12 protein-coding genes and 1 other RNA gene are annotated in these 14,100 nt (G+C 73.1%); 11 read left to right on the top strand and 2 right to left on the bottom strand.

Translation table 11 applies throughout. From position 1 onward, the window contains the following. Positions 1–303: 303 nt before the first annotated feature. On the top strand, positions 304–1,422 hold the full coding sequence (prfB, locus tag AC2CJA_RS15120) for a peptide chain release factor 2 (protein WP_484603218.1): 1,119 nt from the start codon (positions 304–306) through the stop codon (positions 1,420–1,422). Between the two features lie 324 nt (positions 1,423–1,746). Next, entirely contained in the window at positions 1,747–2,535 is a 789-nt protein-coding gene (locus AC2CJA_RS15115; RefSeq protein WP_484603217.1) for a hypothetical protein, read from the top strand. A gap of 172 nt (positions 2,536–2,707) precedes the next feature. On the opposite strand, the gene AC2CJA_RS15110 is transcribed toward AC2CJA_RS15115, so the two are convergent. Beyond that, complete coding sequence (locus AC2CJA_RS15110) at positions 2,708–2,908, bottom strand: hypothetical protein (protein WP_484603216.1); 201 nt, start codon at positions 2,906–2,908, stop codon at positions 2,708–2,710. A 281-nt stretch (positions 2,909–3,189) separates the two neighbouring features. On the opposite strand from AC2CJA_RS15110, the gene ftsE reads away from it, so the two are divergent. From ftsE to ssrA, 5 genes are all read left to right on the top strand, one after another. After that, on the top strand, positions 3,190–3,879 hold the full coding sequence (ftsE, locus tag AC2CJA_RS15105) for a cell division ATP-binding protein FtsE (protein WP_093849794.1): 690 nt from the start codon (positions 3,190–3,192) through the stop codon (positions 3,877–3,879). Between the two features lie 9 nt (positions 3,880–3,888). Further along, positions 3,889–4,806: a permease-like cell division protein FtsX gene (ftsX, locus tag AC2CJA_RS15100; RefSeq protein ID WP_241718084.1), complete on the top strand. Its 918-nt coding sequence runs from the start codon at positions 3,889–3,891 to the stop codon at positions 4,804–4,806. A gap of 239 nt (positions 4,807–5,045) precedes the next feature. Then, on the top strand, positions 5,046–6,176 hold the full coding sequence (locus tag AC2CJA_RS15095) for a S41 family peptidase (protein ID WP_484603220.1): 1,131 nt from the start codon (positions 5,046–5,048) through the stop codon (positions 6,174–6,176). Positions 6,177–6,194: 18 nt separating this feature from the next. Beyond that, entirely contained in the window at positions 6,195–6,674 is a 480-nt protein-coding gene (gene smpB, locus AC2CJA_RS15090; protein WP_484603215.1) for an SsrA-binding protein SmpB, read from the top strand. Between the two features lie 207 nt (positions 6,675–6,881). Further along, positions 6,882–7,253: a transfer-messenger RNA gene (gene ssrA, locus AC2CJA_RS15085) on the top strand. 101 nt (positions 7,254–7,354) lie between these two features. On the opposite strand, the gene AC2CJA_RS15080 is transcribed toward ssrA, so the two are convergent. Then, on the bottom strand, positions 7,355–8,683 hold the full coding sequence (locus tag AC2CJA_RS15080) for an MFS transporter (protein ID WP_484603214.1): 1,329 nt from the start codon (positions 8,681–8,683) through the stop codon (positions 7,355–7,357). Positions 8,684–8,766: 83 nt separating this feature from the next. Here AC2CJA_RS15080 and AC2CJA_RS15075 point away from each other — a divergent pair, with 83 nt between their 5' ends. From AC2CJA_RS15075 to AC2CJA_RS15060, 4 genes are all read left to right on the top strand, one after another. Further along, on the top strand, positions 8,767–9,747 hold the full coding sequence (locus tag AC2CJA_RS15075; RefSeq protein WP_484603213.1) for a LysR family transcriptional regulator: 981 nt from the start codon (positions 8,767–8,769) through the stop codon (positions 9,745–9,747). Positions 9,748–10,180: 433 nt separating this feature from the next. Further along, positions 10,181–11,590, top strand: a complete 1,410-nt coding sequence (locus AC2CJA_RS15070; RefSeq protein ID WP_484603212.1) for a nitrate/nitrite transporter — start codon at positions 10,181–10,183, stop codon at positions 11,588–11,590. A gap of 168 nt (positions 11,591–11,758) precedes the next feature. Beyond that, positions 11,759–12,892 carry a uroporphyrinogen-III synthase gene (locus AC2CJA_RS15065; protein WP_484603211.1) on the top strand — a complete coding sequence of 378 codons (1,134 nt, stop codon included), beginning with the start codon at positions 11,759–11,761 and terminating at the stop codon, positions 12,890–12,892. A gap of 93 nt (positions 12,893–12,985) precedes the next feature. Next, on the top strand, positions 12,986–14,100 hold a 1,115-nt coding region (locus tag AC2CJA_RS15060), incomplete at its 3' end, for a helicase domain-containing protein (RefSeq protein WP_484603219.1).

The raw sequence follows: 14,100 nt of genomic DNA, 5'->3' as shown, positions 1-14,100 counted from the left end.
GATCCGCCCGCCACCGGGCGGCCGAGCGACGCCGCAGGGTCAGGCAGGGCGTCACGGCCACGGCCCTCGCCGCCGCGCTCGGCATCGGCGGCTGGCTGGCCCTGTCCGGCGGCGGCGAGGGCGGCGGCGGCCCCGTGGTTCCCTCGCAGAGCGAGGAGGAGCGTCCCGAGGAACCCTGAGAGGCCCTGAGGCGTCCCCCGGCGGGCGGCTCCACGGTGCCGGACAAGGGCCCCGTCACCGGCCGTCCGGCCCCCGTTCGACGGGGCGGAGGCAAAGATCCTGGCAACCGTTAGTCTGGAGGGCGTGGCAGTCGTCGACGTATCCGAAGCACTGAAGTCCCTCACCTCGACCATGGAGTCGATCGAGGCCGTCCTGGACCTCGAGAAGCTGAGGGCCGAGATCGCCGTGCTCGAAGAGCAGGCGGCGGACCCGGCCCTGTGGAACGACACCGAGAACGCCCAGCGGGTGACCAGCAAGCTGTCCCTGCTCCAGGCGCAGGTCCGCAGGGTGGAGGAGCTGCACGGCCGGATCGACGATCTGGAGGTCCTGTTCGAACTGGCCGAGGCCGAGGACGACGCGGACACGCGCACCGAGGCGGAGAGCGAGCTGCGGGCCGTCCAGAAGGCCGTGGACGAGCTGGAGGTCCGTACCCTCCTGTCCGGCGAGTACGACCCCCGCGAGGCCATGGTCAGCGTCCGCGCGGAGGCCGGCGGCGTGGACGCCGCCGACTTCGCCGAGCAGCTGATGCGCATGTACCTGCGCTGGGCCGAGCGCAGGGGCTACCCGACCGAGGTCCTGGACACCTCGTACGCGGAGGAGGCGGGCATCAAGTCCGCCACCTTCTCCGTCAAGGCCCCCTACGCCTACGGCACCCTCTCCGTCGAGCAGGGCACTCACCGCATGGTGCGCATCTCGCCCTACGACAACCAGGGCCGCCGCCAGACGTCCTTCGCGGGCGTCGAGGTGATGCCGGTGGTCGAGCAGACCGACCACATCGAGATCCCCGAGAACGAGATCCGCGTCGACGTCTTCCGCTCCTCCGGTCCCGGCGGCCAGTCGGTCAACACCACCGACTCCGCGGTCCGGATGACGCACATCCCGACCGGCATCGTCGTCTCCTGCCAGAACGAGAAGTCCCAGATCCAGAACCGCGCCGCCGCCATGCGCGTGCTCCAGGCCCGCCTCCTGGCGCACCGCCGGGCCGAGGAGCAGGCCAAGATGGACGCCCTCAAGGGCGACGGCGGCAACTCCTGGGGCAACCAGATGCGTTCGTACGTCCTCCAGCCGTACCAGATGGTCAAGGACCTGCGCACCGAGCACGAGGTCGGCAACCCCCAGTCCGTCCTCGACGGCGACATCGACGGCTTCCTGGAGGCGGGCATCCGCTGGCGCAAGCAGCAGGAGCAGCAGAGCGCCGGCTGACCCGCGACCGCCCCTCGGCGGGCCCGCCGTGAACGGGTTCTCCCGGAAGCTCCCCCTCCTGTGTGCCGGTTCTGTCACAACCCGGCCCGCCCGAGTCCCAACTACCCGCCCACCGCGGACATTTCGGGTTGGTCCGGCTTGACGGCGGTGTCGGGGCTGGGAAAGCATTCTGGCCGGCACGCGCGTGTTCGGGGCGCGTAGGTACGGGGGTGGACGGAGCCCGACCGCTGATCGGTCGCCGGCTCGACACGACGGACCCCGGCACGCAGGAAGCTCCGCACGGCTGCCCCACTGACGAAGACCACTACTGGGGGTAGTTGGCATATGACAAATTCCAGGACGCGGGTGCGCGTCGCGCGGGTCGCCGCGGGTGCGGTGTTCCTCGCGGGTGTGTCGCTGACGGCCGTCGGCACGGCCTCGGCCGTGGGCGTGGACGCCGGACTGAGCGTCATGAGCGGCACTGAGGGCGGGACCAACGGCGGTGGCGACAGCGAGGGTGTCATCCAGGGAGTCAGCGAAGGGCTGACCGAGGGTGCCACCTCCGAGGGTGCCACCTCCGAGGGTGCCACCTCCGAGGGTGCCACCTCCGAGGGTGCCACCTCCGAGGGTGCGACCAGTGAGGGCGCCACCTCCGAGGGTGCCACCTCGGAAGGTGCGACCAGTGAGGGCGCCACCTCCGAGGGTGCCACCTCCGAGGGTGCCACCTCCGAGGGTGCGACCAGTGAGGGCGCCACCACCGAGGGTGCCACCTCGGAAGGTGCGACCAGTGAGGGCGGCGCCTCCGAGGGATCGACCAGCAACGGTTCCACGAGCGGCAACGGCGGCTCGACCGGCGGTGACGGCGGCTCCACCGGTGGCCAGGACACCACCACCACCGGCGGCGGGGACGGGGGCCCGAACACCTGCATCCTCGACGAGTCCACCGTGGACTGCGGCCCCGACACCGACTCCGTCGGCACCAGGCCGGTCAGCCAGGAGAAGCCGAAGGAGGAACTGGCCGAGACCGGTGCCACCGAGACGACCTTCCTGCTGATCGGGGCGGCCACGATGATCGCCGGCGGTGTCGGCTTCCGCCTGATGCCGCGCCTGGCGAACCGCGACAACGTCGCCTGAGCGAACGGCGCGGCGCCGCCCGCGTGTGACAACGCGTGACGGTACACAGGAACAGCGCATGTGAGAGGCCCGGGACGCATCCGGCGTCCCGGGCCTCTCATGCGGCCCGCACGTCCCCCGCGGGCCGCGGCGTACACGCACCGCACGGCCCGCGCGAGGCGGCCGAGATGGTCTATACGGCGGCCTGGCGAGCCAGCAGGGCCACGGCGATCAGGGTCAGCAGCAGTGCCGCCAGCGCGGCTGGGGAGAGGAGACCCAGGGAGAACGGCCCGCTCTCCCGGTGCAGCCGCTCACGGTGCGCGCGGCACACCGGGCAACGCCCCTCGCTCACCGGCCCCGCGCAGTTGGCGCACACCAGTCGGTCGCACGTCATGCGATGTCCTCCTTATGCAACGCCAACGCCGCCGGACGGCCTTCTGTTCCCGCCTCCGCCCCCGCGGACCGGAAGCCCTGCCTCCACTGTGCCAGTACCGGGCCGGGAGCGCAGAAAGTCGTGGCCGATGCCCGATTTGCCCCCGGTGTGCCGCAGGACAAAATCCCCAACCGCGGACGCCGACTGCGGGCCCCGCGCGGATTCGCGTAGGGTCACCACACCGACGGGGATCCACTCCGCGGCTTCCGCTGCCCCTACCCAGGTCGACGTGGTGTAAATCCGTGATCCGATTCGACAACGTCTCGAAGTTCTACCCCAAGCAGAACCGCCCCGCCCTCCGCGACGTCTCGCTGGAGGTCGAGCGTGGTGAGTTCGTCTTCCTGGTGGGCTCGTCCGGCTCCGGCAAGTCCACCTTCCTGCGGCTGATCCTGCGGGAGGAGCGTGCCAGCCACGGGCAGGTGCACGTCCTCGGCAAGGACCTCGCCCGCCTGTCCAACTGGAAGGTGCCGCACATGCGCCGCCAGGTCGGCACGGTCTTCCAGGACTTCCGGCTGCTCCCCAACAAGACGGTCGGGGAGAACGTCGCCTTCGCCCTGGAGGTGATCGGCCGGTCGCGCGGCGACATCCGCAAGTCCGTTCCCCAGGTGCTCGATCTGGTCGGTCTGGCGGGCAAGGAGGACCGGATGCCCGGCGAGCTGTCCGGCGGTGAGCAGCAGCGGGTGGCCATCGCCCGCGCGTTCGTCAACAAGCCGAAGCTGCTGATCGCCGACGAGCCCACCGGCAACCTCGACCCGCAGACCTCGGTCGGCATCATGAAGCTGCTGGACCGGATCAACCGCACCGGGGCGACCGTGGTCATGGCCACCCACGACCAGCAGATCGTCGACCAGATGCGCAAGCGCGTGATCGAACTAGAAAAGGGCCGTCTCGTGCGCGACCAGTCGCGCGGTGTCTACGGCTACCAGCACTGAAAGGACGCCATGCGCGCCCAGTTCGTACTGTCGGAGATCGGCGTCGGTCTCCGCCGCAACCTCACGATGACCTTCGCGGTGATCGTCTCCGTCGCCCTGTCGCTGGCTCTGCTCGGCGGTGCGCTGCTCGCCCGTGAACAGGTGAACAGCATGAAGGGGTTCTGGTACGACAAGGTCCAGGTGTCGATCTACCTCTGCAACGAGAACGACGCCGAGTCCGACCCCAACTGCGCCAAGGGGGCGGTCACCGCGCAGCAGAAGCGCCAGATCAAGGCGGACCTCGACAAGCTCGGCATAGTGGAGACGGTCTACCACGAGTCCGCCGAGCAGGCGTACAAGCACTACCGGGAGCAGTTCGAGGACTCCCCGCTGGCCGACTCGCTGACCCCGGACCAGATGCAGGAGTCCTACCGGGTCAAGCTGAAGGACCCGACCAAGTTCGAGGTCATCAGCACCGCCTTCTCCGGCCGCGAGGGGGTCCAGGAGGTGCAGGACCAGCGGAACCTGCTGGAGAACCTCTTCCGGATGCTGGAGGGCATGAACTTCGCGGCCCTCGGGCTGATGGGACTGATGCTGGTCGTCGCCCTGCTGCTGATCGTCAACACCGTGCGGGTGGCGGCGTTCAGCAGGCGCAGGGAGACGGGGATCATGCGGCTGGTGGGCGCCTCCAGCTTCTACATCCAGATGCCGTTCATCGCGGAGGCCGCGTTCGCGGGCCTGCTGGGCGCGATCGGCGCCGCGGTGCTGCTGGTCGTCGGCCGTTACTTCCTCATCGACGCCGGCCTGTCGCTGGCCGAGCAGATGCCGCTGATCGACTTCATCGGCTGGGACGCGCTGCTCAAGGTGCTCCCGCTGGTGTTCGTGGTCGGTGTGCTGATGCCCGCCCTGGCCGCCTTCATCACGCTGCGTAAGTACCTGAAGGTGTGATGTGATCGCGCGGCGGGAGTGCCCGGGGGCCGTCCGGACGCCCCCGGGCGCGCTCGTGGTGTGACGCAGGACGCCACGGCCGTCCGTGCAACCTCCCGTGCGGCATCCGCCCGTGTCCTAGACTCCGCAGCATGTCGGGTACGTCGAAGCTCGTCCCCCACGGTTCCGCCCGGGCCGCGGTCCGGGTCCCGGAGGGCGGAAGCCGGTCCCGCCGCGTCCTCCGGGGGGCGGGACTGACGCTGGTCTTCGTGGCCGTGCTGGGGGCCGGGGCCGTCACCGAATCGTGGGATGACGTCACCGAGAGTGGCGGTACCTCCGTGAGTCCTGGACCGGCCGGTGAGGCGGCGGGGGAGGGGACCCCGCCGTACGGGGACACCGTGCACGACGCCGAGGAACTGGTCAGCCGCAGCGGGGACCGCTGGGCCGCCGCGTACACCGCCCGCGAGTACGAGGGGCTGCGGCAGTCCCTGGACGGCCGGTACGTCGGTGTGGGCGTCTCCGTGCGCCGCACGGACGCCGACCGGATCGAGGTCGTCCGCGTCCAGCCCGGCAGCCCCGCCGCCGAGGCGGGCGTACGAGCCGGGGACCGGCTGGTCACCGTCGACGGCACCGGGACCGGGGGCCGCCCCGTCACCGAGGTGGTGGCCCTGCTGCGCGGCGGCGCTCCGGGAGAGGGGGCCCCGCCCGGCAGCCGGGTCGTCCTCGGCCTGAGCCGCGGGGGCCTGGAGTGGGAGGAGGGCCTGGAGCGGTCCCGGCTCAGCGTCGAGACCGTCACCGTCACCCCCCTGGACGCGGACGGGCCGGCGGACCCGGACGGTCCGGCCGCCGGCGCCGCCCGCGTCAGGATCGACTCGTTCACCAGGGGCACGGGTGAGCAGCTGCGGCGAGCGGTCGAGGACCTCCCCCGCGGCGGGGGGGTGCTGCTCGACCTGCGCGGCAACCCCGGCGGTCTGGTCGCGGAGGCCGCCGAGGCCGCCTCCGTCTTCCTCGACGGCGGTCTGGTGGCCACGTACGGGGACGGCGACACCGAGCGCGCGCTGCACGCCGAGCCCGGCGGGAACACCGCCTCCCCCCTGGTGGTGCTGGTCGACGGCGGCACGATGAGCGCCGCCGAGCTCCTGGCCGGCGCCCTCCAGGACCGCGGCCGGGCGGTCGTCGTCGGCACCCGCACCTTCGGCAAGGGCTCGGTCCAGGAGCCGAGGGAGCAGCCGGACGGCTCGGTCGCCGAGCTGACCGTCGGCCACTACACCACTCCCGGCGGGCGGACCCTGGAGGAAGGGGGACTGCTCCCGGACCTGGAGGTGCGGCCGGGGCAGGACGCGCAGGAGGAGGCCCGCACGGTATTGAGTGGCCTCGCCACCCGGTCGTAGTGGAACAATGGCGGGGTTATGGCTAAAGAGACGGGGCGCAAACTCATCGCGCAGAACAAGAAGGCGCGGCACGACTACCTCATCATCGACACCTACGAGTGCGGGCTGGTGCTGACCGGTACCGAGGTGAAGTCGCTGCGGCAGGGGCGGGCGTCACTGGTGGACGGCTTCGCCCAGCTCGACGGCGGTGAGGTGTGGCTGCACAACGTGCACGTCCCCGAGTACAGCCAGGGGACGTGGACCAACCACAGCGCGCGGCGCAAGCGGAAGCTGCTGATGCACCGCGCCGAGATCGACAAGCTGATCGGCAGGCTCCAGGAGTCCGGCCTGACGCTGGTCCCGCTCCAGCTGTACTTCAAGGACGGCCGCGCCAAGGTCGAGATCGCGCTGGCGCGCGGCAAGAGGGAGTACGACAAGCGGCACGCGCTGCGGGAGAAGCAGGACCGCCGCGAGGCCGAGCGCGCGGTCTCGGCGGCCCGCCGCCGCCGGCGGGCCTGACGCCCGGGGGCGCGGGCGGCCGGAGACGGTCCGGGAACAGTCCCCGGCCGGGTGCTGTTGGACTGTGCGTACGGGCCTCCGCGTGATCCGGGCGCGATCCGGCCGGACGACTCCCCGCCGGGAACACGTTGGCGGCCTTCCGCGTTGACCCGTACAATGGCACCAGCGCCGCCCGGTTCAGGCCGGGTGAGCTTGTCAAATGAACATGGGGATGATCGGTTTCGACAGCGGCTGTCGAAGCAGGGGAAGCGAGCCGAGGAACGCGGCAATGATCTCGTTAACCATGTGCCGCGAAAAAATAATCGCCAACACCAAGCGCGATTCCTTCGCCCTCGCTGCCTGATCAGCGACTTGCGAAGTGTCAGCCCAGGGGTGTTCCCGCCCTGGATCCTGGCATCAGCTAGGGAACTTCACCGTTAACCCCGGTCACGGGGGTTGGCGGGACATCAAACAGTGACTGGGCCCGTCGGCGGCTTGTCCGCGTGACCGCCGGGGCCGAGAAAATCACAGCGGACTGCGCTCGGAGAAGCCCTGGTTCCGCACCGTTGGACGCGGGTTCGATTCCCGCCATCTCCACTCACCCCATGTGGGCCGAAGGCCCCGCCGTCCGTGGACGGCGGGGCCTTCGGCATGTCCCGGGCGTGTTCCGACGGTGGTGCCGTCCGCTCGCGGGGCCCGGCTCAACGCCTCCGGACCGCCATGGGCGCCGTGGCCAGCGCCACGACGGCCGCGAGAGCGGCCGCCGCCGGCGGGACCGCGTACCCCCACGAGCCGCCCAGGTGCTCGGCCGCCCAGCCGCCCGCCGCCGAACCGGCGGCCACGCCGCCCAGCAGGGCGGTGACGGCCAGGGTCATGCCCTCGTTCAGCCGGCCGGGCGGTGTCAGGCGCTGGACCAGCGTCATCCCGGTGACCATCGTGGGAGCCGTAGCCATTCCGGCGACCAGCAGCGCGGGGGCCAGCACCAGCAGGCTGCCGGCGGCCGAGGCGAGCAGCGGCAGCGTCATCAGGGCGGCCATCGCGCCCACGCAGAGCGCGAAGCGCCGTTCCGGCGACCCCGCCGGACGCAGGGTGCCGAAGACGAGTCCGGCCGCGCCCGAGCCAAGGGCCTGGAGGGCGAGCACGGCCCCCGCCGCGCCCTTGTCGCCCAGCCCGTCGGCGTACGCCACGGTCACCACCTCCAGCGCGCCGAAGACGGCCCCGGTGGTGAGGAAGACGGCCAGCAGCCGCGGCAGGCCCCGGGTGCGCAGCAGCGCGGTCGCACGGGCGGGGCCGTCGTACGGGGCGACGGGTGGCTCGGTGCGGCGCTGCGCGGCGAACAGCAGGGTGCCGCCCAGCAGCAGGACGGCGGCGGTCAGGGTGCCGGCCTCCGGGAAGAGCGAGACGCACAGGACGGTGGCCAGCACCGGACCGAGCATGAAGCACAGCTCGTCGAGGGCCTGTTCGAAGGAGTTGGCGGTGTGACGTGCGGCCTCGGCCTCCGGCGAGGTGCCGCGGTACAGGTGCGCCCAGCGGGCCCGGGCCATGCCGCCGGTGTTGGGAGCGGTGGAGCCGGCCGCGTGGGCGGCGAACAGCGTCCAGTCGGGGGCGTCGTACCGCACGCACAGCAGCAGCGTCAGCGAGGCAGCCGCGGACAGGCACGCCGCGGGGACGGCCGTCCGGGCCTGTCCGAGACGGTCCGCCAGCCGTGCGACCAGCGGCGCCAGGAGGGCGGTGGCGACCAGACCGGTGGCGGTGACGGCTCCGGCCAGGGCGTACGAGCCGCGGGTGGTGGCGATCATGATGACCGCGCTGATGTTCAGCATCCCCATCGGCAGCCGGGCGATCAGGCCCGCGAAGGCGAACGCCCGCGTCCCCGGCGGTGTGAACAGCCGCACGTAGGGCGTGAACCAGTGTGTGCGCGCGGCGCGCCTCCCGCGGCCGGAAGGCCGGCCGCGGGAAGCGGTGGCCGGCTCTCCGCACTCCGCCGCGGGCGGCGGGAGGGGGGCGGGTCCGGTGGACGAGTTCGGCATGTACACACCCTGAACCGGGTGTCTGTGAGGTGTCCAACACTTTGTGGCTGGTCATTGACGCGCTTCCGTTGTCACCATGGGGCGTGCCCCGAGACACCGACCCCCGGCTGCTGCGCGCCTTCGTCGCCGTCGCCGACGAACTGAACTTCACCCGTGCCGCCGCCCGGGTGTTCGTCGCCCAGCAGTCCCTGAGCCGCGACATAAGGCGGCTGGAGGAGCACCTCGGCGCCGCGCTGTTCGTCCGTACGACCCGGCGCGTGTCCCTGACCCCCGAGGGGGAGCGGCTGCTGCCGTACGCCCAGCGTGTGCTGGCGGCGCACGACGAGCTGAACGCCGCGGCCGTACGCGAGGAGCGCCCCCTGCTCGTCGATGTCGGCGCTCCGGCCTCCACCGGGCAGCGGGTGCTGGACGAGGCCCGGCGGCTGGCGCCCGACCTGGAGTTCGTCGCCCGCTACCACAGCGGCCTGACCGGCGCCGCCGCGGAGATCTGCGACGGACGGCTGGACGTCTCCTTCGGCCGGGTCGCCGGACTGGACCCGGTCGTGCTGGGTGTGCTCGACCACCGTCTGATCCGCTACGAGAGGGTGGCCGTGCTGCTGCCGGAGGGACACCGGCTGGCCCGGCCGGCCCGGGTGCCGCTGGACGCGCTGGCGGGGGAGACACTGTACGCGGGGGCCGGCAACCCTGAGACCGCGGAGTGGACCGACTACGCCCGCCGCCTCTTCGCGGGCCGCGGGATCGAGCTCGCCGCGCCCTTCCCCAGGATCGAGGGGGAGGCGGAGTTCGGCCGGGTCGTCCGCAGGCGCGGCTGGTCGGTGCTGGCCAGCGAGGTCTTCGCGGCGGTGCCGGGCATGGTGCTGCGCCCGCTGGTGGACCCCGTGCCGCTCTCGCCGGTCTCGCTGGTGTGGCGGCGCGGGCTGCGCCACCCGGGGCTGGACGCGATCCGGGCGGCGGGCCGGCGGCTGGCGGAGGCGGGGCGCTGGCGGGAGCGGCCCCACGGCTCCTGGCTGCCCGAGCCGGACGCGCGGACTCTGGGGCTGGTTTCGCCATCCACGCAGCGGTAGGCATGGTTTGAAACGACGGTCTCCGATGCCCCGTGGGTATCCACACCGAAAGGCCGAAAAGGGCGTAAAGGCCATATGAGGTGTGTTCCTGGCAAGGGGCATCGCGCAGCCCGTCGCCCGAAGGCCGTCCTCCGGTCGCACGGCACATCTCGGTCGGACGGCCGAGCACGAGGGGCGCGGGCTGGCGGTGGACAGCGATCGGAAGAATCCGGACAGCCATGGAAGTCCTGCTTCCGGCTGCCTGTCTTCGTCGACAGCACCGGCGGGCGCGGGAGCAGGCCCCGGAGCGGGCCCCGCGAAGGTGCCGCCGGGGGCTCACACCCGCGCTGACCGCCGGGTGAGGGCAAGGTTGCGCGGAGGTCACCTGGCGGCACCGGGGTGAAACGCGCCGTCCATAGCGTCGGGAGCCGACACCCGACGCTGTGGAGGCGCCATGACAGCTCCGACGACCGCACCCGACGCACCGGGCAGGGGCCGCTGGGTCGAGCACTGGGACCCGGAGGACGAGGACTTCTGGGAACGCGGGGGCCGCCGTGTCGCCCGCCGCAACCTCGCGCTGTCGGTGGTCTCCGAGCACATCGGCTTCTCGGTGTGGAGCATGTTCTCGGTCCTCGCCCTGTTCATGGGGCCCGAGTACGGCATCGACCCGGCGGGGAAGTTCTTCCTGGTCGCCGTTGCCTCCCTGGTCGGCGCCGCGCTGCGGGTGCCCTACGGCTTCGCGGTCGCCCGCTTCGGCGGCCGCAACTGGACGGTGATCAGCGCGGCGCTGCTGCTGGCCCCCGTCACCGCACTGCTGGTGGTCATGGAACCGGGCACCTCGTACACCGCCTTCATGCTGGTGGCGGTCCTCACCGGGATCGGCGGCGCCAACTTCGCCTCCTCCATGACCAACATCAACAGCTTCTACCCGCTGCGCCTGAAGGGCTGGGCGCTGGGGGTGAACGCGGGCGGCGGCAACATCGGCGTCGCCGTCGTCCAGCTCGCCGGCCTGCTGACCATCGCCGTCGCCGGGGCCGCGCGGCCCCGGCTGCTGCTCGCCGCCTACCTGCCGCTGATCGTCGTCGCCACCGTGCTCAGCGCGCGGTACATGGACAACCTCGGTCCCGTGCGGAACGACACGGGCGCGGCGAGGGAGGCGGCGCGCGACCGCCACACCTGGATCATGTCGTTCCTCTACATCGGCACCTTCGGCTCCTTCATCGGCTACAGCTTCGCCTTCGGCCTGGTGCTCCAGAGCCAGTTCGGCCGCACCCCCCTGCAGGCCGCCTCGCTCACCTTCATCGGCCCGCTGCTGGGCTCGCTGGTCCGCCCCGTCGGCGGCCGGCTCGCCGACCGGCTGGGCGGCGCGCGGGTCACCCTGTGGAACTTCGGGGCCATGACGGGCGCGGCCGGCGTCGTCGTGACCGCGTCGGTGCGGGAGTCGCTGCCGCTGTTCATCGCCGGTTTCGCCGTCCTGTTCGTCCTCACCGGCCTGGGCAACGGCTCGGCGTTCAAGATGATCCCGGGGATCTTCCAGGCCAGAGCCCGTGCGACGGGCCTGACGGGAGAGGCCGCGGCCGTCCGCGCCCGGCGACTGTCGGGCGCCTCCATGGCGCTGGTCGGCGCGGTCGGCGGCTTCGGCGGGGTGGGCATCAACATGGCCCTGCGCCAGTCCTTCCTCGCCTCCGGCACCGGTACCGGTGCCTTCGCCGTCTTCCTCGGCTACTACGTGGTGTGCGCGGCGGTCACCTGGGCCGTATACCTGCGGCGCGGGATGGGACGGCCCGCGGGGGAGAGCGCCGGCGGGCATGTCCGCGGTGCGGCGGCCGGAGAGGAGGCGCGGCCCGTCTACGCGGAGGTGTGAGGGGATGGCGCGGGTACGGTGGGGCGGGCCGGGGCCGCCGTCCGGGCGCGGTGTGTGTAACACCGGGGAAACCACGGCGAACCGGGGACGTCACGCACTCTTGCCAGGCTCGGTCGCCCCACGGCTGTGCGGGCGAGACCCGTGCGAACGACTGCGGACGAGGACCCCATGCACCAGGTCGGACCACTGGAAGGCTTCACCGTCGGCGTCACCGCGGCCCGGCGCGCCGACGAACTGGGCGCCCTGCTGGAGCGGCGCGGCGCGGCGGTGGTGCACGCCCCGGCCCTGCGCATCGTGCCGCTGGCCGACGACGGCGAACTGCTCGCCGCCACCGAGGCGCTGCTCGGCCGCGCCCCCGACACGGTGGTGGCCACCACCGCCATCGGCTTCCGCGGCTGGGTGGAGGCCGCCGAGGGCTGGGGGCTGGGCGAGAGGCTGCGGAGCGTGCTGGCCGGGGTGGAACTGCTCGCCCGCGGCCCCAAGGTGCGCGGCGCGGTACGGGCCGCCGGGCTGACCGAGGCGTGGTCGCCGCCGTCGGAGTCGCTGGCCGAGGTCCTGGACCGGCTGCTGGCCGAGGGCGTCCTTGAACGGCGGATCGCCGTCCAGCTCCACGGCGAGCCGCTGCCCGGCTTCGTCGAGGCGCTGCGGGAGGCGGGGGCGGAGGTGGTCGGTGTCCCCGTCTACCGCTGGCTGCCGCCGGAGGACATCGCCCCGCTGGACCGGCTGATCGACGCCGTGCGGGCCCGCTCGGTGGACGCGGTCACCTTCACCTCCGCCCCCGCCGCCGCCTCGCTGCTGGAGCGCGCGGCGCGGCGCGGCGTACGGGAGAAGCTGCTGGAGGCGCTGCGTACCGATGTGCCGGTCGCCTGCGTGGGGCCGGTCACCGCGCTGCCGCTGACCGCGCACGACGTGCCGGTGGTGCGGCCCGAGCGCTTCCGGATCGGACCGCTGGTCCAGCTGCTGTGCCGGGAGCTGCCCGCCCGCGCCCCGGTCCTGCCCGTGGCCGGGCGGCGGCTGGAGATCCGCGGCCACGCGGCGGTCGTGGACGGCGAGCTGCGGCCCGTACCGCCCGCCGGGATGGCGCTGCTGCGGGCCCTGGCCCGGCGGCCCGGCTGGGTGGTCTCCCGCGCCGACCTGCTGCGCGCCCTGCCCGGCGCGGGGCGCGACGAGCACGCGGTGGAGACGGCGGTGGCGCGGCTGCGTTCGGCGCTGGGCGGGCCCCGGATGATCCAGACGGTGGTCAAGCGCGGCTACCGGCTCGCCTTCGACCCGTCGGGCGGTCCGCCGTCCGGCGCCGGGTGACCGGCGGCGTGCGCGCCGCGGGCCCCTGGCGTACGGTTGACGGCTGCCCTGAGTACAGCAGAAGGGGGCCGTGCGTTGGGAGCGCAGGAGACAGTGCCGTCGGCGCCGGGGACGGCCACCGGCGGCGACGGCGGGCACGAGGTGCGCGACGGCGTACGGGAGCGGGAGATCCGCGGGGAGCAGGCGCACCTCGACCGGGTCTACCGGCGCCTCGGGGAGAAGATCCACGAGGCGGAGTTCCTCATGGCGGACGCCGCCGAGCGCGCCCAGGTCGGCACACCGGGGGCGCTCGCCGAGCGGGACGCGCAGGTCTTCCGCGCCGGTGTGCACCTCAACCGGCTCAACAGCGAGTTCGAGGACTTCCTCTTCGGCCGGATCGACCTGTTGCCGGGCAAGGACGGCGAGCGCGGACCCGACGGCGCGCACACCTCCGTCGAACCCGCCGACGACGCGGTCCGCGACGGCGGCGCCGCGGGCGGGGGCGCCGCCGTCGCGGACATCGCCGAGACCCTGCACATCGGCCGGCTCGGCGTGCTCGACGCCGACTACACCCCGCTGGTCATCGACTGGCGCGCTCCCGCCGCGGCGCCCTTCTACCGGGCCACCCCGGTGGCGCCGGGACGGGTGGTGCGGCGCAGGGTGATCCGCAGCCGGGGCCGCCGCGTACTGGGCGTGGAGGACGACCTGCTGCGCCCCGAGCTGACGGCGTACCTGGACGGCGGGGAACTGGCCGTGGTCGGCGACGGCGCCCTGATGGCGGCGCTGGGCCGGTCCCGCGGCCACACCATGCGCGACATCGTCGCCTCCATCCAGGCCGAGCAGGACGAGGTGATCCGGGCCCCCGCCGTCTCCGTCACCGAGGTCGAGGGCGGCCCCGGCACGGGCAAGACGGCCGTCGCGCTGCACCGCGCCGCGTACCTGCTCTACCAGGACCGCAGACGCTACGCCGGAGGCATCCTCGTCGTCAGCCCCACACCGCTGCTGGTGTCCTACACCGAGGGCGTGCTGCCGTCGCTGGGCGAGGAGGGCCAGGTGGCCGTCCGCGCCCTGGGCTCGCTGCTGGAGGGCGCCGGGGCCGACACCTACGACGAGCAGGCCGTCGCCCGCGTCAAGGGCTCCTCCCGCATGGTGCGGGTACTGCGCAGGGCGGCGGGGGGGGGGGGGGGGCGCGGCCCGCGCGGCGGCGCGCCCCCGGGGGGGCGCGCGCC

Source organism: Streptomyces sp. ATLC9, from assembly GCF_057196705.1.
Note: the sequence above shows the minus strand (reverse complement) of the source record. Positions and strands in the feature narration are given on the sequence as shown.